This window comes from Caulobacter sp. RHG1 (assembly GCF_013181195.1).
Lineage (GTDB): Bacteria > Pseudomonadota > Alphaproteobacteria > Caulobacterales > Caulobacteraceae > Caulobacter.
Window position 1 is genome coordinate 540,876 of sequence record NZ_SMZP01000001.1, and the last position, 20,162, is coordinate 561,037.

15 protein-coding genes and 1 tRNA gene are annotated in these 20,162 nt (G+C 67.9%); 6 read left to right on the plus strand and 10 right to left on the minus strand.

What is annotated here, in order from left to right:
* Positions 1 to 3: 3 nt before the first annotated feature.
* Both E1H18_RS02485 and E1H18_RS02490 read right to left on the minus strand, forming a co-directional pair.
* On the minus strand, positions 4 to 1,524 hold the full coding sequence (locus tag E1H18_RS02485; RefSeq protein WP_172263363.1) for a tryptophan halogenase family protein: 1,521 nt from the start codon (positions 1,522 to 1,524) through the stop codon (positions 4 to 6).
* Between the two features lie 143 nt (positions 1,525 to 1,667).
* The gene (locus E1H18_RS02490; RefSeq protein ID WP_172263365.1) at positions 1,668 to 4,748 is read right to left on the minus strand and encodes a TonB-dependent receptor; all 3,081 of its coding nucleotides are present in this window, start codon (positions 4,746 to 4,748) and stop codon (positions 1,668 to 1,670) included.
* 599 nt (positions 4,749 to 5,347) lie between these two features.
* Between E1H18_RS02490 and E1H18_RS02495 the strand changes: the two genes are divergently transcribed.
* On the plus strand, positions 5,348 to 6,376 hold the full coding sequence (locus E1H18_RS02495) for a LacI family DNA-binding transcriptional regulator (RefSeq protein WP_172263367.1): 1,029 nt from the start codon (positions 5,348 to 5,350) through the stop codon (positions 6,374 to 6,376).
* 55 nt (positions 6,377 to 6,431) lie between these two features.
* Positions 6,432 to 8,699: a beta-glucosidase gene (locus tag E1H18_RS02500; protein WP_172263369.1), complete on the plus strand. Its 2,268-nt coding sequence runs from the start codon at positions 6,432 to 6,434 to the stop codon at positions 8,697 to 8,699.
* A 130-nt stretch (positions 8,700 to 8,829) separates the two neighbouring features.
* On the opposite strand, the gene E1H18_RS02505 is transcribed toward E1H18_RS02500, so the two are convergent.
* The 3 genes from E1H18_RS02505 to E1H18_RS02515 all read right to left on the minus strand — a co-directional run bounded on the left by E1H18_RS02505 (position 8,830) and on the right by E1H18_RS02515 (position 13,095).
* Positions 8,830 to 10,416, minus strand: a complete 1,587-nt coding sequence (locus E1H18_RS02505; protein WP_172263371.1) for a fatty acid--CoA ligase — start codon at positions 10,414 to 10,416, stop codon at positions 8,830 to 8,832.
* A gap of 94 nt (positions 10,417 to 10,510) precedes the next feature.
* The gene (locus E1H18_RS02510; RefSeq protein ID WP_172263373.1) at positions 10,511 to 11,398 is read right to left on the minus strand and encodes a copper resistance protein B; all 888 of its coding nucleotides are present in this window, start codon (positions 11,396 to 11,398) and stop codon (positions 10,511 to 10,513) included.
* Complete coding sequence (locus E1H18_RS02515; RefSeq protein WP_172263375.1) at positions 11,398 to 13,095, minus strand: copper resistance system multicopper oxidase; 1,698 nt, start codon at positions 13,093 to 13,095, stop codon at positions 11,398 to 11,400. Before E1H18_RS02515 ends, E1H18_RS02510 begins: the two co-directional genes overlap by 1 nt.
* A gap of 46 nt (positions 13,096 to 13,141) precedes the next feature.
* Between E1H18_RS02515 and ybaK the strand changes: the two genes are divergently transcribed.
* Both ybaK and E1H18_RS02525 read left to right on the plus strand, forming a co-directional pair.
* Positions 13,142 to 13,618, plus strand: a complete 477-nt coding sequence (gene ybaK / locus E1H18_RS02520) for a Cys-tRNA(Pro) deacylase (RefSeq protein ID WP_172263377.1) — start codon at positions 13,142 to 13,144, stop codon at positions 13,616 to 13,618.
* A gap of 52 nt (positions 13,619 to 13,670) precedes the next feature.
* Positions 13,671 to 13,747: transfer RNA gene (locus E1H18_RS02525), tRNA-Met, on the plus strand.
* A 12-nt stretch (positions 13,748 to 13,759) separates the two neighbouring features.
* Here E1H18_RS02525 and E1H18_RS02530 read toward each other — a convergent pair.
* Genes E1H18_RS02530 through E1H18_RS02550 form a run of 5 tightly spaced genes read right to left on the minus strand, consistent with a single transcriptional unit; the run spans position 13,760 to position 17,357 of the window.
* On the minus strand, positions 13,760 to 14,326 hold the full coding sequence (locus E1H18_RS02530) for an isochorismatase family protein (protein WP_206679016.1): 567 nt from the start codon (positions 14,324 to 14,326) through the stop codon (positions 13,760 to 13,762).
* Complete coding sequence (locus E1H18_RS02535) at positions 14,319 to 14,858, minus strand: DUF1993 family protein (protein ID WP_172263379.1); 540 nt, start codon at positions 14,856 to 14,858, stop codon at positions 14,319 to 14,321. Before E1H18_RS02535 ends, E1H18_RS02530 begins: the two co-directional genes overlap by 8 nt.
* 20 nt (positions 14,859 to 14,878) lie before the next feature.
* Positions 14,879 to 15,271: an ASCH domain-containing protein gene (locus E1H18_RS02540; protein ID WP_241735858.1), complete on the minus strand. Its 393-nt coding sequence runs from the start codon at positions 15,269 to 15,271 to the stop codon at positions 14,879 to 14,881.
* A gap of 2 nt (positions 15,272 to 15,273) precedes the next feature.
* On the minus strand, positions 15,274 to 15,981 hold the full coding sequence (hutC, locus tag E1H18_RS02545; RefSeq protein WP_172263383.1) for a histidine utilization repressor: 708 nt from the start codon (positions 15,979 to 15,981) through the stop codon (positions 15,274 to 15,276).
* The gene (locus E1H18_RS02550; RefSeq protein WP_172263385.1) at positions 15,978 to 17,357 is read right to left on the minus strand and encodes a formimidoylglutamate deiminase; all 1,380 of its coding nucleotides are present in this window, start codon (positions 17,355 to 17,357) and stop codon (positions 15,978 to 15,980) included. The genes hutC and E1H18_RS02550 overlap by 4 nt, the downstream gene beginning before the upstream one ends.
* A gap of 72 nt (positions 17,358 to 17,429) precedes the next feature.
* Between E1H18_RS02550 and hutI the strand changes: the two genes are divergently transcribed.
* Together hutI and hutH are read left to right on the plus strand one after the other, a co-directional pair.
* On the plus strand, positions 17,430 to 18,635 hold the full coding sequence (gene hutI / locus E1H18_RS02555) for an imidazolonepropionase (protein ID WP_172263387.1): 1,206 nt from the start codon (positions 17,430 to 17,432) through the stop codon (positions 18,633 to 18,635).
* Positions 18,620 to 20,158 carry a histidine ammonia-lyase gene (gene hutH / locus E1H18_RS02560; protein WP_172263389.1) on the plus strand — a complete coding sequence of 513 codons (1,539 nt, stop codon included), beginning with the start codon at positions 18,620 to 18,622 and terminating at the stop codon, positions 20,156 to 20,158. The genes hutI and hutH overlap by 16 nt, the downstream gene beginning before the upstream one ends.
* The last annotated feature ends 4 nt before the right edge of the window (positions 20,159 to 20,162 follow it).

The following is a 20,162-nucleotide window of genomic DNA, read 5'->3' on the forward strand; positions in this document are numbered from 1 at the left end:
CTCCTACTGAGCCGCCATGGGGACGGGCCGGCAGTATTGTTCGAGGAAGGCGCCGTGCGGCGGGGCCGAAGCCACGACCTCGGCGATGGCCTTGCGCATTTCGGCCAGCGGCGCGCTGAGCGTCGCCGGGTCGATGCCGTCCAGGGCAGGGTCGATCGTCTGCGGCAAGAGTTCGAAGCCGGCATAGATCGCCATCCAGCTGGCCGGCTGGAACATCTCCCAGCGGTAGCGGACGAAGTGGCCGCGCTGGCGGAACAGGTCGACCTTGCGCTGCAGCGTATCGGGCAGGGTCACGGCGTTGCAGTCGCGCCAAAACGGCGTGTCGCCCCGCTTGTTGGCCCAGTAGTGCAGGATGATGAAGTCGCGCACGCGCTCCATCTCGCGCTTGGACCAGTCGTTGAACTCGTCGACCAGTTCGGGCGCGAAGTCCTTGTCCGGGAACAGCGCCTTGATCTTCTCGATGCCCGTCTCGATCAGGGCGATCGAGGTGCTCTCCAGCGGTTCCAGGAAGCCCGAGGCCAAGCCCAAGGCGATGACGTTCTTGTTCCACACCTGCTTGCGACGGCCGGGATTGAAGCGGATCAGGCGAGGCTCGAACAACAAGGGATCGGGCACAGCGGCCTTCAGCTCGGCCAGGGCGTCCTCGTCGCTGATGTGGCGCGAGGAGAAGACGTAGCCATTGCCGTAGCGGTGCTGCAGCGGGATGCGCCAGCGCCAGCCGGCGCTGTGGGCCGTGACGTCGGTGTAGGGCGCAGGATCGCCGACACCTTCGCTCTGCACCGCATAGGCGCGGTCGCAGAACAGCACGTCGTTCCAGGGCTCGTAGCCAGTCTGCAGCGCCTCCTCGATCAGCAGCCCCCGGAAGCCCGAGCAGTCGATGAAGAGGTCGCCCTCGACGGTGTCGCCGGTATGCAGGTCCAGCGAGGCGACGTGGCCGGTCTCGGGGTTCAGATTGACCTGGGTGATCTTGGCGTCGATGCGGCGCACGCCGTTGTCTTCGGCGACTCGGCGCATCAGCTGGGCGAACAGGGCCGCGTCGAAGTGCAGGGCCCAGTCGAAGATCGACAGGCTGGAGGCCGGATTGCGCGGCGGGGCCATGAACTTGCCGGCCTTGGCCAGAGACGCGCCCAGCGAATAGTCGGCGATGTCGGTCGGCTCGCCCGCCTCCGCCAGCTTGCGCCAGTAGTGATGGAACGGGACGCCACGCAGGTCCTGGCCGAACAGGCCGAAGGGATGGATGAACGATTGACCCTCACGCACCCAGCCGTTGAAGCGGATGCCCAGCTTGCAGGTGGCCTGCGTGGCCTGCATCACCTCGATGTCGGTCAGGCCCAGCTGCTGATAGAAGCCGCGGATGGTCGGGATGGTCGCTTCGCCCACGCCGATCGTGCCGATCTCGGAGCTCTCGACCAGGGTGATCTCCAGCGGTCCGCCCTGGAAATGCCGGCGCAGCGCCGCGGCCGCCATCCAGCCGGCGGTTCCCCCGCCGACGATCACCAGCTTGCGGATCCTGTTGTCCCGCATGCGACCCTCCCCGGCCGTTGAAGTATCCGGACCTCTGACGGACCCGGTTGGATTCGAAGACTATCAGCTCTCACCCGCCGAAAAAGGTGGCCGCCGCGGATATCCACGGCGGCCGCAGGAGGTGAGAGGGTACTAGATGAAGGCTACCAACGCGCGCGGACGCCCACCGTGTAGCGGGGCTCGAACTCGTTCTGCTTGATGTACTGGGTCTTACCGTCGCCGAAGCGAGCGTAATAATCCTCGATCTCGCCGGTGACGTTCGAGCCGTTGAAGTAGACGGTCATGTTGTCGCGAACATTGTAGCTGACGTTCACGTCCACATAGCCCGTGCTCTTCTGGTAGATCGGGATCGCGCTGCTCATCACCTCGGCCAGACGGTCGGTGCGATAGTTGTAGGCGACGCGCACCTGCAGCTTGTCGTCCTGATACCAGCCGACCAGGTTGTACTGGTGCTTGGAGTTGTCGGTGAACGGCAGTTCCTTGCCGTCGAACCCGAGGCGCGACTCTTTGCTGGGCGAGTAGGTGTAGTTGGTGTCGACGCCGAAGTTCGACAGGATGCCCGCGTTCGGCATGAAGTCGCTGACCGCCAGCTTGGCGCCGACTTCCAGACCCTTGACCTCGCCGCCGTCGCCCTGGATCGGCAGATTGACGTTGACCGTGCGGCGGATGACCCCGTCCTGGTCGGGGAAACGACCGGTGGTCACGCCATCGGTGACGAAGCTGTTGATCTTCAGCAGGAAGGCCGAGACGTTCAGCATCGAGGCGCGACCGAAGTAGTACTCCACCGCCCCGTCGAAGTTGTTGGACCGCCACGGGTTCAGCATCGGGTTGCCCCGGGCCTCGGCGCTGGTGACGCAACGAACGTTCGGCAGCGACGCGCCGCAGTCGGAGGTGTTGATCTTCAGACCGCCGCCATAGCGCTCCAGATCCAGCGGTTGCATGGTCTTGCTGTAGGCGAAGCGCAGTTTCAGGTTGTCGGTGACGTCGTAGCTGGCGTTCAGCGACGGCAGCCAGTCGGTGTACTTGCGCTTGGTCAGCTGATCGCCCGCGTCGGCGTTGGTGTCGCCGTAGTTACGCACTTCGCCGGTGAGGTTCTGCTTCACCGTCAGTTCGGTCTCGATCACGCGCAGGCCGACATTACCCGACAGGCGGCCGATCTCGAAATTGGCCGCGCCATAGGCGCTCTGCTCGCGCAGGGTGACGTCGAACGTCTGGCCCGGAACCGTGACGCGGACGGCGCCGCCGAACACCTTCTCGTGGAAGGCCTTGGCGTCGTCGAAGTCGCGCGGATCGATGGCCCAGAAGCCCGGAATGCCGCTTGTGACGCCGCCCAGGTCATCGACCCAAAGCACGTTGTTGTAGGTCGACAGACCGGTCGGGGCGTTGATCGTATAGCCCTGGAACACCGGCAGGCCGGTGATCGGATCGGGCACGAACTCGCCAGCCTGACACTGGTTCTGGTTCATGACGACGTCGATGGCCTTCCACTGGGCCTCGCAGCCGCCGGCCGGAACGGGCGAACCGTTGGCCTGCACCGCGCCCGGCGTGTTGCCGTAGAAGCCCGAGAACAGGTGGAACTGCTCGACCTCGACTGAACGCTGGCTCTGGCGCACGCCGCCATCGACCTTGGTGATGAAGCCCAGCAGCTTGTCGTCGAACTTGTAGTGGCCGTCGGCGCGGAACACGTTCATGTCCGACTCGACTTCGTTGTTGCCCTCCGACGAGAAGGCCCCGATGGCGTAGCTGTCCTTGTTGGCCATGTAGTCCTTGAGGGACTTGCCGGCGCCAAGGCCGCCCGTGATCGGACGATCGAAGCCGCTCCACACCGGATGATCGCCGGCGATGTTGTAATGCAGCTGCGGGTTCTGGCCGTACCCTTGCGGGTTGGGATCCAGATAGCAGCCGCCGGCGCTGCCGGTGACGGCGTTGGTGCGGCGCGCGGCCGAGAACTTGTCGCAGATGGCCTTGGGATAGAACGTGCCGCGCGTGCGGTCGTTGGCGTCGCGGAACAGGTTGAACCGGCCCGGCGCGTAGCGCCAGTTGCTCAGGTCGCCCTGGGCCTGGCCGTTCATGCTGAGACGGTCGCCGTCGGCGCGGATGGCCCGGGCCTCGAAGGTGAACGGACCGCCGTTGTCGTAGTTGAGCTCGAGGTTGAAGTTCTTGGTCTTCGACTTGGTGGTGCGGTTGACGCTGAAGGAGTTCACCCACCACGCGTCGATGTCGTACTCGTCGACCGCCAGCCAGTTGCCGCTGCCGACCGACGTGGACGCCGTTGGCTTGGTCCAGGCGCCGAACGCCCCGCCGTCCCAGCGGTTGGAGATGTTGATGCCGATGGCGCGGTTGTACTCGTCGAGCTTGGCGTAGAAGCCTTCGGCGACCAGCGTGAAGCCCTCGCCCAGGTCGAACTCGACCGCGGCGTTCAGGCCCAGACGCTTGCGTTCGACCACGCGGTTGAAGCTCTCGTAGCCGTGCGGCGAGATGTAGTTGTTGGCGAAGCCGCCGCCCCAGTCGTTGTTGCCCGACAGGGCGACCGCGCCCGAATAGTTGTTGCCCAGGTTGGACTCGCTGAGCGCCGCGCCGACCATCACGCCCACGCGGTCATTGCGCCAGTTGACGACGCCATTGACCAGATAGTCGTCCTTCTTGGTGCGGTCGCCGCGCTGGGCTTCGGCCGCGCCGGTGAAGGTCAGGCCTTCGCCGAACTGGAACGGACGACGGGTGCGCAGGTCGATGGTGCCCGAAATGCCCGACAGCGCGTTCTTCGGATCGGTCGACTTGTAGACCAGCACCTGGTTCATCAGCTGCGACGGCACGTCCAGCAGGTTCGGCTGGGCCTCGCCCATATTGCCGGCGCTGAGATACTGCTCGCCATTCAGCAGGGTGATGACTTGGCGAAGACCCCGGATGTTGACGGTCTTGCCCTCGCCCGCGTCGCGCTGGATCTGGATGCCCGAGATGCGCTGCAGCGAGTCGGCGATGGTGACGTCGGGCAGCTTGCCGATGTCTTCCGACGAGATGGCGTCGACGATGGCGGCTTCACGGCGCTTGACGTCCACCGACTTGATCTGCGAGCCGCGGACGCCGGTGACGACGATCTCTTCGACCTGCGTGTCGCCGGCCTGCTGGGCGAAGGCCCCGGTGGCCAGCGCCAGTTGTGACGCACCGGCGACCAGCGCCAGCGTCAGGCCGCGCGCAAGCACGGCTTTCCTTGCTTCCTGTGACAATTCCTCGCTCCCCAATTTATCTCGTTCTTGTGGATCGCCCGCGCCCCGCGCCGCCGCTCTTTGTCGGAAGCTCTCGAGGAACGTTGAGGCTCGAGGCCCCGGCGTCCGGACATCCGATTCTGGCCCCGCGCCTTCACCGAACACTGTGACACTCGCGCAATTGTCCCGGACAAGTCAACAAGAATGTCAACGTTGTCATTCCTGAACTGCAAGGCTTTTGGCGATGACGACCGGCGCTGGAGAACAGGGCGGCAAGGGCTGAATTTGCCGGCTCGCTTCAACCGAAAAACACAACTCTCATTGTATTTAAAGAGATTTTACACTGGCGCCACCGGTGGCGCCGATAAGCCCTCTCCTGGCTTCACAGCTTCACAGGCCAGGGACAGTCCAAGCCGCCCGAAACCCTGTCAGCCTCGTAGATAGTCAAGAAATGTCCTGAAAATGTCTCGATAAATGACCACAAATGGCCCATTTTTGTCCCGACAGATGACAGGAAAGACAAAACCCGTTACAGCTCGCGACATCCATCGCCTTGTCGCAGCCGCCTTTCCCTGATCGGCTGGCCGGCAAGCTTGGCAGTGGAGCGGACACGGGGACCCATGACGACGATTAACGACGTGGCGGAACGGGCGGACGTTTCGCCCAAGACCGTTTCCCGCGTGCTCAACGATCACGAGAGCGTCAGCGCCAAGACGCGCGACCGTGTCCGTGCGGCCATGAAGGCCCTCGGCTATCAGCCCAGCGCCGTAGCTCGCAGCCTGCGCTCGCAAGGTTCGGGCTCAGTCGGCGTGCTGATGGGCGACCCGTCCGGCGGCTACCACACCCGCATCCACCACGCCTTGCTGCTGGCCTGTGTCGAGACCGGCCGCCACCTGTCGGTCGACCTCAGCGAAGGGCCGATTCCCGGCTGGGCCGACCGCGTCCGCGCCTTCGTGCGCGACAGCGGCATCCGCGAGATGATCCTGCTGCCGCCAGAGTGTGACTTCGGCCCCATGAAGGAGCTGATGCGCGAGCTCGACGTGCGCTGCGTGCTGATCACGCCCACGACGCCCGACCCACAGTTCCCGGCCATCGGCATGGACGACCGCGCCGCCGCGCGCGAGGTGGTCGAGCACCTGTTCTCGCTGGGCCACACGCGGATCGGCCATATCGCCGGCCATCCCGACCACGCCGCCAGCACCCATCGCCGCAACGGCTTCTTCGAGGCCTATGCCGCGCGCGGCCTGCCACGTCCGCCGCCTGAGCTGATCGTGCAGGGCGAGTTCACCTTCAAGACCGGCCTGGATGCGGCCAAGGTCCTGCTGGACATCGACAATCCGCCGACCGCGATCTTCGCCGCCAATGACGACATGGCCGCCGCCACCTGCATGGAAGTGCAGCGTCGCGGCCTGCGCATTCCCGATGACGTTTCGGTGGTCGGCTTCGACGACGCCCCGATCGCGGCGGTCATCTGGCCGACCCTGACCACCATTCGCCAGCCCTTCGACCAGATGGCCCTTCGCGCGATGCAGACCTTCGCAGCATGGAGCGCCAACGAGGGCGCGGGCCGCTCCAACACCCCCTTCCTCGCACAGCACAGCCTGGTGGTGCGCGAGTCCACCGGTCCGGCGCGAAGCCGAAGACCCTGACATCCCGTTCCGACGCGGAACGCCGCGCGGGACCGAAAACCACGACGGAGGAAACATGCAACGGACGACCTGGAAGAGCCTGACGCTCGCCTTGATGATCGGCGCCGCGATCCCGGCCCTGACAACCGCGCCCGCCTTGGCTCAGGCTGTTCCCGCCGCCAAGCCCGCGCAACCCTGGCTGAACGCCAAGCTGGACGCTGACAAGCGCGCGGACCTGGCCCTGGCGGCCATGACCAGCGACGAGAAGTTCACCGTGATCTTCGGCTACTTCGGCGCCGACATGAAGCCGAAGTACGATCGCCACCCCGACTCGCGCGACGCCTCGGCCGGCTACATCGCCGGCGTTCCGCGCCTGGGCATTCCGGGCCAGTGGCAGACCGACGCCGGCGTCGGGGTGGCCACGCAAGGCACACGCCAGGGCCTGCGCGAGCGCACCGCCCTGCCCGCCGGCATCGCCACCGCCGCGACCTGGAACCCCGAGCTGGCCCAGCAGGGCGGCGCGATGATCGGCAAGGAAGCCCGCGACTCGGGCTTCAATGTCCAGCTGGCCGGCGGCATCAACCTGATGCGCGAACCCCGCAATGGCCGGAACTTCGAATATGGCGGCGAGGACCCCTGGCTGGCCGGCGTGATGGTCGCGGCCCAGATCCGCGGCATCCAGTCCAACCACATCGTCTCGACGATCAAGCACTACGCCCTGAACGGCCAGGAGACCGGCCGCTTCTTCCACAGCACCAACATCAGTGACGCGGCGGCCCGCACCTCGGACCTGCTGGCCTTCCAGTTCGCCATCGAGCAGTCGGACCCGCACTCGGTGATGTGCGCCTACAACCGCGTGAACAGCGTCTACGCCTGCGAGAACGACTGGCTGCTGAACACCGTCCTGAAGAAGGACTGGGGCTACAAGGGCTACGTCATGTCCGACTGGGGCGCCGACCATTCGTCAGCCAAGGCGGCGAACGCCGGCCTCGACCAGCAGTCGGCCGGCGAGGCCTTTGACAAGCAGCCCTGGTTCGGTGCGCCGCTGAAGGCGGATCTGGCCGCCGGCCGCGTCAGCCAGGCCCGCATCGACGACATGGCCCGCCGGGTGCTGCGCGCCCTGTTCGCCAGCGGCGCGGTCGATCACCCGCTGGCCGGCGCACCCGATAGCCTGCCCGCCACCACCCTGGCCGCCCACGCCAAGATCACCCAGGCCGACGCCGAGGAAGGCATCGTCCTGCTGAAGAACGACAGCGGTCTTCTGCCGCTGGCCAAGACCGCCAAGACCATCGCGGTGATCGGCGGCCATGCCGATGTCGGCGTGCTGTCGGGCGGCGGCTCGTCGCAGGTCTATCCGGCCGGCGGCCGCGCGGTGCAGGGCCTGGAGCCGGCGACTTGGCCAGGCCCGATGATCTACTATCCGTCCTCGCCGCTGAAGGCGCTGGCCAAGCGCTATCCGGGCGCCAAGGTCGTCTATGACGACGGCACGGACCCGGCGCGCGCCGCCAAGCTGGCCGCCGAGAGCGAGCTGGCCTTGGTCTTCGCCGACCAGTGGACCACTGAGTCATGGGATGTTGCGACCCTGGACCTGCCGAAGAACCAGGACGCCACGATCGAGGCGGTGGCCGCCGCCAACAAGAAGACCGTGGTCGTGCTGATCACCGGCGGTCCGGTGCTGATGCCGTGGCTGGACAAGGTCGGGGCCGTGGTCGAGGCTTGGTTCCCGGGCACGGCCGGCGGCGAGGCCATCGCCAGGGTCCTGACCGGCGAGGTCGACGCCACGGGCCGCCTGCCCGTCAGCTTCCCCAAGAGCGTGGCCGACCTGCCGCGCCCGAAGCTGGACGGCGATCCCAAGAAGCCCGAAGAGCTGTTCGATATCGACTACGACATCGAAGGCGCCGCGGTCGGCTACAAGTGGTACGACGCCAAGAAGATCGAGCCGCTGTTCGCCTTCGGCCACGGCCTCTCGTACACGACCTTCGCCTATTCGAACCTCAAGGCCAGCGCGGCCGGCGACAAGGTCACGGTCAGCTTCGACGTCAAGAACACCGGCGCCCGCGCCGGCAAGGACGTGCCGCAGGTCTATGTGGGCCCGAAGGCCGGAGGCTGGGAAGCGCCCAAGCGCCTGGCCGGTTTCAAGAAGGTGTCGCTGGCGCCGGGCGCGACCCAGCGCGTGAGCCTGACGGTGGATCCGCGGCTGCTGGCGACGTGGGATGGCAAGGCCCATGGGTGGTCGATCGCCGCGGGGGCCTATGACGTGTCGTTGGGGGCCTCGTCGCGGGTGATCGCGTCGACGGTGGAAGTGACTCTGGCCGCGAAGGCGCTGTCGGTGGCGGGGAAGTAGGGCCCGACACTTGCCCCCTCCGCGCCTGCGGCGCTCCTCCCCCGGAGGGGGAAGACGGGTGACGTCTGCCCCCTCCAGGGGCGGACGACCACGCGCTGGCGCGTGGTCAGGTAGGGGCCTGTGCTGAGCCTCAGTTCACCTGCCGCTCGCGCCCTTCCCAATACGGCGCCCGCAGCTCCCGGCGCAGGATCTTCCCCGAGGCGTTCCTTGGCAGCGCCGCCACGAAGTCCACGCTCTTGGGCGCCTTGAAGTGCGCGATCCGCGTCCGGGCGAAGGCGATGATGTCTTCGGCGTCGGGCGTCACGCCGGGCTTGGCGGCGACCACCGCCTTGACGGCCTCGCCCCATTTCTCGTCGGGCACGCCGATCACCGCCACCTCGGCCACGTGCGGGTGGCCGTAGACGGCGCTTTCGACCTCGGCCGGATAGATGTTCTCACCGCCGGAGATGATCATGTCCTTCACCCGGTCGTGGATGAACAGATAGCCGTCCTCGTCGAGATAGCCGGCGTCGCCCGTCCGCAGCCAGCCATCGGCGTCGATGGTCTTGGCCGTCGCGTCGCCCAGCTTCCAGTAGCCAGCCATGTTGGCGCGCGAGCGCACCGCGACCTCGCCGACCGTATTGGCTGGAACGCTGGCGCCGGCTTCGTCGATGACCTTGATCTCGACGCCCGGCATCGGCAGGCCCGCCGCCCGCATGCGCTTGTTGCCGGCCGGGTCGTGGTCCTCGGGCGGCAGATAGACCACCGTGCCGGTCGTCTCGGTCATGCCGTACTGCTGGACGAAGCCGCAGCCGAACACCTCCATGCACTCGCGCAGCAAGTCGAGCGGAATAGGCGCCGCGCCATAGAGGATGTGGGAAAGCCGCGAATAGTCGACCTCGCGGGCCCGGGGCTGACGCACCACGATCTGCAGCGCGGCCGGCACCATGAACATCTTCGAGACGCGGTCCTTCTCGATATAGTCCAGCACCTTGAACGGATCGAACTCGCGCGCCACCACGCCCTTGGCGCCGTTCAGCAGGCCGACCAGCCCCCAGCCGGTGCCGCCGATATGAGCGACGGGCATGGCAACCAGGCTGACGTCCTCCGGCCCCCACTGGTTCCAGGCGAGCGGCGTCTTGGCGGCCTCGCGGCGCATGGCCAGCAGGTTGTCGTGCGTCAGCATCGCGCCCTTGGGCCGCCCCGTCGTGCCCGAGGTATAGAGCTGGATGGCGATATCCGAGGTCGCGACCGGCTTGGCCGGATCGCTCTCGGGCTGCATGTCCCGCCAGGTCTCGAAGGTCTGATAGTCGCTGCCGTCCTCCATAGCGATCACGGTGGGACGACAGGAAAGCTCGCCGGCGACCGCCTCGACGTGGTCGATCAGCTCAGGACCGACGAAGACCATCTTGGCGTCGCTATCACCGACGATATAGGCGATCTCGGGCGCGGCCAGGCGCCAGCCGATCGGCGTGGTCACGACCCCGGCCTTGGCCGCCCCGATCAGCAGCTCGAAGTACCAGTCGCTGTTCTTGCCGACATAGGCGATGCGGTCGCCGGTCTTGAGGCCTGCCGCCAGCAAGGCGTTGGCGACCTGGTTCACATGCCGGTCGAAGGCGGCGAAGTCGGTGTCGCGCCCCTCGAAGCTGAAGGCCGTCTCTCCTGGCCGCGCCTCCGCATGATAGCGGGCGACGTCGCCCAGGGTCTTCATGCGGTCGAAGTCGATCGCGTCGGCCATGCCGGCTCCCTCGTTTTTCGGGTCTGACGCCCGGTCAAACGAATGTTGGGCCAGGCTTACGCCAGCGGCAAGCTATCCGTTACGATAGGGTGACTCAGCGCCAGGCGCGGACGCCGACCACCACCGCCGTGCTTCCGGCCCGCTCGCCGGCGACGACCGCCGGCCCAAAAGCCCGCTCACGGACGATGCCGACATAGGGCGCGAACTCGCGCTTGAACTCGTAGCGCAGGCGAAGACCGCCCTCCAGCCGCGCCGCACCGGCTTCGGCGACATCGGCCTCGACGCGCGGCTGCAGGATCAGCCGCTGGGTCAGGCGCAGGTCGTACGAGGCCTCGGCCCGCGCCGAGACATCGCCCTGATCGGAGACATAGGCCGCGCCCTGGACCTCGAACCAGTACGGCGCCAGCCCCTCGAAGCCAAGGCTGGCATAGGTGCGGCCCCCGTTCCCAAGGCTTGGCGGCGCCAGGTCGTAGCGGACGCCAGCCTGCAGGTCGAAATAGGGGCCGATGGTCCAGGCCTTCAGGGCCTCGAACTCGCCGCTCTCCCAGCCGCTGCCGTCAACACGCTCGCCGCGCGCCTTGACCACCCACTTGTCGAAGTCGTTGCCCCACCAGGCCTCGCCCTCGAACGCTTGCGCGTCCGCGCCCTTGCGGAAGCGGTGCTCGGCCTGGTCGGCTCGAACGGTCCAGAAGCCCCCGCCGCCGTGCTCCTTGGCCAACTGGGCGCGGGCGGCGGCCATCGCCTGCGGCGTGTAGAACCGCTCGGCGGCGTGGTCGGTCGGGACCGGCGGCGGGCCGCCATTGGCGACGGGCGCCGCCATGGTGTGGCCCGCGTGAGGGTTGGCCGCCGGCATGTGGTGTCCGGCATGAGGATCGACGGCCGGCGCGGGCATGTGGTGACCGGCGTGCGGATCGGGCGCCGGCGTCGGCGCGGCCTGGTGATGCTCATGCTGACCGGCGGCGAGGAGAAGCAGCAGCAGCATCACGCGACCTCCCCTTCCGTCTGGCCTTCCAGGGGCCGCACGGTGACGACGTTGAACATCCCCGCATGCATGTGCAGCAGCAGGTGGCAGTGGAAGGCCCAGTCCCCCGGCTCGGTAGCCGTGAAGTCGAAAGCGACCTTGCCGCCCGGCGCGACATTGACCGTGTGCTTCAGCGGCTGGCGGTCCTGGCCGTTGACCAGTTCGAAGAAGTGGCCGTGCAGGTGGATCGGGTGGGCCATCATGGTGTCGTTGATCAGCACCACCCGCGCTCGCTCGCCGCGCCGGAACGGGATGGGCTTCTTGACCGGCCCATAGGCCTCGCCATCGAACGCCCACATGAAGCGCTCCATGTTTCCGGTCAGGTGGATCTCGACCGTCCGCTCGGGCGGCCGTGGATCGTCGGGCGGATTGAGATTGGCGAGATCTGCGTAGCGCAGCACCTTGTGGCCCACGTCGGCCAGACCCTGCGGCGGCTCGGCCATGCGGTCGGCCGGCATTGGCGAAAGGGTCTGCACGCCCGGCGTCAGCGGCACGGTCGGCGCATTGCTCTGGGCGCGCATCGACATGTCCATGGCCGGCATATCCATGCCGTGATGCATGTCGCCCATGCCCATGTCCTTCATCGTAGCGACCGGCCGCTTGCGCAGCGGCGGGACGGCGGCGGACATGCCCGCGCGCGGCGCCAGGGTGGCTCGCGCCAGACCCGAGCGGTCCGAGGCCTCGGCCACCAGGGTGAAGGCGCGATCCTCCGCCGGCCGCACGATGACGTCGAAGGTCTCGGCCGGCGCGATCTGGAACTCGTCGACCCGCACGGGCGACACCGGCTGGCCATCCGTGGCCACGACATCGAGGCCCAGGCCCGGAATGCGCACGTTGAAGATCGTCATGGCCGCGGCGTTGATAAAGCGCAGCCGCACCCGCTCGCCCGGCGAAAACAGACCCGTCCAGTTGTCGCCCGGCCCGTGGCCATTGACGAGGTAGGTGTAGACCGAGCCCGTGACGTCGGCGATGTCGGTGGGGTCCATCCGCATCTTCGCCCACTCGACGCGGTCTTTCAGCGACTGGTCCTGCCCCGCCAGCAGGCCGGCGACCGTCTGGCGCTGCATGTTGAAGTGGCCGGCATTGACCTTCAGCTTCCGGAACAGCTCGTGCGGATGCAGGAAGCTCCAGTCCGACAGCACCACCACGTGCTCACGGTCGTAGAGAATAGGGTCCTCGCCGGCCGGGTCGATGATCATTGGCGCATAGAGGCCAACCTGCTCCTGCAGGCCCGAATGGCTGTGCCACCAGTAGGTGCCCGACTGCCGGACCGGGAAGTCGTAGGTGAAGGTCTCGCCCGGCTTGATGCCCGGGAAGCTGACACCCGGCACGCCGTCCATCTGGAACGGCACCAGCAGGCCATGCCAGTGGATCGAACTCTCTTCATCCAAGGTGTTGGTCACCGCGATGCGCGCGCGCTGGCCTTCCTTCAGGCGGATCAGAGGGCCGGGAACGGTGCCATTGGCCGTCACCGCGTGGCCGGCCTTTCCGTCGATCCGCGCCGCCGCGTGACCGATGGTCAGCTTGATCTCCTCGCCGGTCAGCGCCGCCGGCGATCGCCCCGGGTCCGCCGCCCGCGCCCAGGCGGGCAGCAGTCCCGCCGCGCCCAAACCAAAAGCGCCGCGCAACAGGGTCCGTCGATCGAAAGCCGTCATCACTGATCCGTATTCCAAGCCGGGCCGGACTTGGGCTATCACGCCGCCCATGTCCAGAAGCACGCCCGCCACGATCGCATTGCAGAAGGCCGGCGTCGCCTTCGACCTGCATACGTATGACTACGATCCGGGTTCGGAGCGTGTTGGCCTGCAGGCCGCTGAAGCTCTGGGCGAACCTCCCGCTCGCGTGCTCAAGACCCTGATCGTGATGCTGGACGGCAAACCCGCCTGCGCCATCCTGCCCTCGGACCAGGAGGTCAGCATGAAGAAGCTGGCCGCCGCCCTGAAGGGCAAGTCCGCCACCATGGCCCCCGTCCCCGACGCCGAACGCATCACCGGCTACAAGGTCGGCGGCGTCAGCCCATTCGGACAGAAGAAGCGCCTGCCGACCGTGATGGAGGAGGCCGCTCTCGCCGAGCCCTATGTCTTCCTCAACGGCGGCCAGCGCGGCCTGCAGGTAAAGCTGGCCCCGGCCGATGCGGCGAAGGCGCTGGGCGCGGTGACGGCGGCGATCGTCGCAGAATAGGCGGGCTTGAAATCCCGCGCAGTTCTCGCCTATAAGCCGCGCCTCCTGGCTCGGTTGGGTAGCTCAGATGGTTAGAGCGGTGGATTCATAACCCACAGGTCGGCGGTTCGATCCCGCCTCCAACCACCAGGGATTTCGCTCCTAGACGAGCAGATCGCGCGTGCGGATCACCGCGCAATATTCCCCATCCAGATTGGCCAGGCTCATGGCGTGGACCTCGTCTGCGGTGCGTTCGACGCCGCGGAAATCGGTGCGCCCGAAGGTGAAGCCTGCGTCCTCGACCAGCCAGGTCGCGAAGCCAAGATTGCCAGCCATCCGAACGGTCGCCTCGACCGAGTTGTTGGTGATCACACCGGCGACGACCAGACGCGTTTCGCCTCGCGCTTTAAGATCGGCTTCCAGTGTGGCGCCGATGAAGGCGCTGTTGGTCTGCTTGGCGATGACCGGCTCGCCAGCCAGAGGCTCCGCGCCCGGGCGGAAGGCGTGGAGCGGCTGGCCTGGCCGGTAGTGCGATGTCGCGTGGACCGAGTCGTGGCGCACGTGCCAGACTGGCCAGCCCTCGCGCCGCCATAAGGCCAGCAGCGCGGCCAGATTGGCCTCGGCGTCCGGGTTGTTGCGCACGCCCCACGACGGATGGTCGATCGCCTTCTGCAGATCGATCAGCAGCAGCACCGCGCCATGGGCGGGATGGCCGCCCGCCTCAGCCACCGGGCAGCGAGCCCGGCCGGATATAGGCGAACATGTGGCTGACCCAGTCGGGCTTGCCCAGGGCCACGCCCTTGTGGCGCAGGATCGCGTAGGCCATCCCGAGGTGGAAGTAGAACTGCGGCAGCGCCCAGTCGCGGACGAACTGCTCGCCGGTCACGTCGAAGACGATGCCGTTGGGCAGCGTCACCGTGAGCTCGCGGGTCGCCACGCCTTCGAAGACCGAGATCGGGGTAGCCTCCAGGCGAGCGATGGCGTCGACCAGCTGGGCGCGAAGCCCATCGAAATCGGCGGCGTCTTCCGTGGGCGCGAATGGCTCGGTGCCCGTCAGGTAGCGCAGCAGCTCGCTGGCCTGGGTGCAGCAGTAGCGGACCTGAGTCGACAGCGGGAACATGTCCGGCGCCAGGCGCGCGCCCAGCAGATCCTGCGCGGCGCCGCCCTCCTCGGCGACCAGGGTCTCGCCCTTGGTCAGCTGAGCCGACAGGCCCTTGAGCATCTGGACGTAGGTCGGGACGGTCAGCGCGTGCAGGTCCATCGGGCAAACTCCATGATCGGTCACTCGGTCGGGCCGAGTCGCGCCACGACCCTAAAGCGTTCGCACCACAGGTCCATGTCGTCGGCGAAGCCGCCGTTGCGCTCGAAGTAGCGTTGATGCCCCTCGCGCCAATGGGCCAGGGACCGGTCGCCCTCGCCTTCGTCCCGCGCGAAGTCGGCGTCGACGTCGCGGAAGCGTCGGCGGACCAGCTCGACCGTCTCGATGACCACACGGGGCTCATTGCGGCCGTCGCAGGCGATCATGCGCTTGCCGACTTCCGTCAGCAGCCCGTCGCGCGCCGCCCAGCAGGTGGCCGTCTTGCGACCGGACATGACCAACGCCAGCAGTTCGTCGGCCAGCTCGGGTCCGTCACCGAACTGAAAGCGCTCCAGGTCCTTGAAGGTCTCGTCCATGCTCATGCTCCGGGTCCGAACCGCGCCACCAGATCATAGGCCTCGCCGGGGAACACCTGGCGGACGCGAGTGACGTGCTGGCCCTCGCGCCAGGTGCGGCGGTCGACGACCAGGCAGGCCGCGCCTTCGTCGAGGGCCAGCAGGCGGGCGTCATCGGCGTCGGCGTTGACGGCGCTGATCCGGCTTTCGGCCTCGGTCCAGGCGACGTTCTCCAGCAGCCAGACACCCGGTGCGACGGCCTCGAAGTCGGCGTCAGCCATCTCGGGCGCGGCCTTCAGCGACACCAGCCGTCGCTCCAGCGCGAACGGCCGGCCACCGGCGTCGTGCACGCCGTCCAGCGCCAGCAGCCTGCCGCCCGCCGCCAGTTCGACTTCCTCGGCGTTGTCGCGATCGGCGGCCCGCACCGTTCGCGACAGCAGGCGGAAGGCGTAGGTCTCGCCGCGCGCCACGATCTCGGACTGGATATCGGGGATGTTCAGCACCGGCGCGTGCACGCGTGGCCGGGCCACGAAAGAGCCCGCCCGCTTGCGGCGCACGATCAGCCCGGCTTCGACCAGGGCGGCCATGGCCTTGCTGACCGTCATGCGGGCGCAGCCGTACTGGGTCATCAGCTCGGTCTCGAACGGCACCCGATGACCGGGCTCCCACTCGCCCGAGCGGATGCGGGCCTCGATGTCCGAACGAATGCGCTGGTGCAGCGGTCCCGTCACGCCAGCAGGGCCTTCAGGGTCTCGACATAGCGCGCCTGGATCGCTTCGCGCGCGTGGTGGCGACCGCCGGTAACCAGCTGCTTGCCGTGGCGCCAGACGGTGTCGATGCCGCCGCCGGCGAACACCAGGCTGTCGATCAGCGTGTCGCCGGAGCGGCCGACCAGGTTCGGATGGTTGGCGTCCAGCGTGATGAAGTCGGCCGGTGCGCCGCGACGCAGGCCGCCGCGTCCGACGCCCAGGGCCTGCGCGCCGCCGACCGTCGCCGCGCGCCACAGGTCGCCGCCGGTCGAACGCTTGGCGCCGCCCGCCAGCACATTGCGGGCCCGCCGGCTCAGGCGCTGGGCGTATTCCATGGTCCGCAGCTCCTGGGCGGCGTCGATGACTATGTTGGAGTCCGTCCCGATTCCAAAGCTTCCGCCAGCCGACAGATAGTCCGGCGTCGGGAAGATCCCGTCGCCCAGATTGGCCTCGGTCACCGGGCATAGACCAGCGACCGCGCCGCTCTTGGCCAGGCGTTCGGTCTCGGTGGCGTTGATGTGGGTGGCGTGGATCAGGCACCACTGCTTGGTGACCTCGGCATGGTTCATCAGCCAGCGGACGGGCCGCGCGCCGGTGGCGGCCAGGCAGTCGTCGACCTCCTTGGTCTGCTCGGCCACATGCATGTGGATCGGCCCGCCAGCCGCCAGCGGCAGGATGGCGGTCAGCTCTTCGCCGGTCACCGCGCGCAGGCTGTGCGGCGCGATCCCGACCACCGCCTCGGGCAGGGCTGAGACGATCTCTCGGCAAGCCTCAACCAGTCGCGCGAAGCCGTCGACATCGTGGATGAAGCGTTTCTGGCCGTCGGTGGGCGGCAAACCGCCGAAGTTGGAATGGGCGTAGAAGACCGGCAGCAGGGTCAGGCCGATCCCGGTCTCTTCCGCCGCCGCCGCCATCCGCGCCGCCATCTCGGCCGGGTTGTCGTAGAACCCGCCATCCGGCGCGTGGTGCAGGTAGTGGAACTCGCCCACCCGCGTGAAGCCGCCCTCCAGCATCTCGACCTGACTCATGGCGGCGATGGCCTGGGCCATGTCGGGGTCCAGCCGCTCCAGGAAGCGGTACATGACCTCGCGCCAGGTCCAGAAGTTGTCGCCGGTCTCGCCGCGTGTCTCGGCCAGGCCCGCCATGGCCCGCTGGAAGGCGTGGCTGTGGACGTTGCCCAGCCCCGGCAGGGCGGGACCCAGGCGCTGGGCGTCGCCCGCGCTGGTGTCGGTGTCGATGCGCCCAATGCGGCCCTCGGCGATGGTGAACTTCACGCCCCGCGCCCAGCCGTCGGCCAGCAAGGCGCTCTCGCACCAGACCACGGTCGAAGCTTCGGGCGGATTTTGCGCGTCGGTCACTGGACAAGCCTCATGGTTCGCAAATATGTCTATACATATTGAAGCCGACTGCAAGCGAGGGAGACGGACAGGATGCGCTGCGACACCCTGTGGATAACTTGCCGTCTCGCCACCCTCGATCCGACACGGCCGGGTCTTGGAATCGTCGAGAACGGCGCGATCGCCGCCCGCGACGGGCGCATCGTCTACGCCGGTTCGGTCGAAGACGCGCCTGCCTTCGAGGCGGCCCAGACCATCGACTGCGAAGGCCGCTGGATCACTCCCGGCCTGATCGATCCGCACACCCACCTCGTTTACGCCGGCGACCGTGCTCACGAGTTCGAGCTGCGCCTGGCCGGGGCCTCCTACGAGGAGATCGCCCGGGCCGGCGGCGGCATCGTCTCGACCATGCGCGCCACCCGCGCGGCGTCTGAGGACGACCTGATCCAGGCCGCCCTGCCCCGCCTGGACGCCCTGATCGCGCAGGGCGTCACCACCGTCGAGATCAAGTCCGGCTACGGCCTGTCGCTGGACGACGAGATCAAAAGCCTTCGCGCCGCCCGCACCCTCTCCGAAATCCGCCGCGTCGGGGTCAGCACCACGTTCCTGGGCGCCCACGCGCTGCCGCCGGAGTATCGCGACGACAAGGACGGCTATGTCGATCTGGTCTGCCAGACGATGATCCCGGCCGTCGCCGCGCGCGGCCTGGCCGACGCGGTCGACGGCTTCTGCGAGGGCATCGGCTTCTCGCCCGACCAGATCCGCCGAGTGTTCGAGGCCGCGCGAGCCAATGGCCTGCCGGTCAAGCTGCACGCCGAGCAGCTGTCGAACCTGCAAGGCGCGTCGCTCGCCGCCGAGTTCGGCGCGCTGTCGGCCGACCACCTGGAGCACCTGGACGAAGCCGGCGTCGCGGCGATGGCCGCCTCGGGCACGGTCGCCACCCTGCTGCCCGGCGCCTACTACTTCACCCGCGAGCACAAGGCGCCGCCGATCGCGGCGCTGCGGGCGGCCGGCGTGCCGATGGCCCTGGCTACCGACTGCAACCCCGGCACCTCGCCCCTGACCTCGCCGCTGCTGGTCATGAACATGGCAGCCACCCTCTTTCGGATGACCGTCGAGGAGTGCCTGGCCGGCGTGACGCGCGAGGCCGCGCGGGCGCTGGGCCTGCTGAACACCTGCGGGACTCTGGAGGCCGGCAAGGCCTGCGATCTCGCCATCTGGGACATCGAGCGTCCCGCCGAACTTGTCTATCGCATGGGCTTCAATCCGCTCCATGCGCGCGTGTGGAGAGGCCAGTGATCGACCTTGTTCTGAACCCCGGCGACGTCGCCCTGGCCGACTGGAAGGCAATCTATCGCGGGGCCAAGGCGACTCTCGCCGAAGACGCCTGGCCGGTGATCGCCGCCAGCGCCGCCGCCGTCGAGCGTATCCTGGCCAAGGGCGAGCCGGTCTACGGCATCAACACCGGCTTCGGGAAACTGGCCAGCGTCCGCATCGGTGACGCAGACCTCGAGACCCTGCAGCGCAACATCGTCCTGTCGCACGCGGCTGGGGTCGGCGAGCCCTCGCCCGTCCCGGTCATCCGCCTGATGATGGCCCTGAAACTGGCCAGCCTGGCCCAAGGCGCCTCGGGCGTGCGGGTCGAGACGGTGCGGATGCTGGAGCTTATGCTGAAGCAGGGCCTGACTCCGGTCGTGCCGTGCCAGGGCTCGGTCGGCGCTTCCGGGGATCTCGCCCCGCTGTCGCACATGGCCGCGACCATGATCGGGGTCGGCGAGATCTTCGTCGACGGCGAGCGCAAGCCAGCAGCCAAGGCGCTGAAGAAGGCCGGGCTGTCGCCGCTGACGCTGGGGCCCAAGGAAGGCCTGGCTCTGCTGAACGGCACCCAGTTCTCGACCGCCAACGCCCTGGCTGGCCTGTTCGACGCCGAGCGATTGTTCCAGTCGGCCCTGGTCACCGGCGCGCTCTCCACCGAAGCCGCCAAGGGCTCTGACACCCCGTTCGATCCGCGCATCCACGCCCTGCGCCGCCACGCCGGCCAGATCGAGACCGCCGCCGCCCTGCGCAGCCTGATGGCAGCTTCCGCCATCCGCGCCTCGCACCTGAAGGAGGACGAGCGCGTCCAGGACCCCTACTGCCTGCGCTGCCAGCCCCAGGTGATGGGCGCGGCGCTGGACGTGCTGCGCCAGGCTGCGACCACGCTGGCGACCGAGGCCAACGGCGTCTCGGACAATCCCCTCATCTTCCCGGAAGCCGACGAGGCGCTGTCGGGCGGTAACTTCCACGCCGAGCCGGTAGCCTTCGCCGCCGACATGATCGCCCTGGCCGTCTGCGAGATCGGCTCGATCGCCGAGCGCCGCATCGCCATGCTGGTCGATCCGGCGCTGTCGGGCCTGCCGGCGTTCCTGACGCCGAAGCCGGGCCTGAACTCCGGCTTCATGATCCCGCAGGTCACGGCCGCCGCCCTGGTCTCGGAGAACAAGCAGAAGGCCTATCCGGCCAGCGTCGACTCGATCCCGACCTCGGCCAACCAGGAGGACCACGTCTCGATGGCCGCCCACGGCGCCCGGCGCCTCGCGGGCATGGTCGAGAACGCCATGGCGGTGCTGGGCATCGAACTGCTGGCCGCTGCCCAGGGCTGCGACTTCCATGCACCACTGAAGTCGAGCGACGCCCTGGAAGCGGTCCGCGCCCTGACTCGCGCCCAGGTCCCGCACCTGGACGACGACCGCCACTTCCATCCGGACATGGAAGCCGCCAACGCGCTGGTGCGTAGTGGTGCGGTGATCGCGGCGGCGGGTAGCTTGCCAGGGCTTAGCTGATATG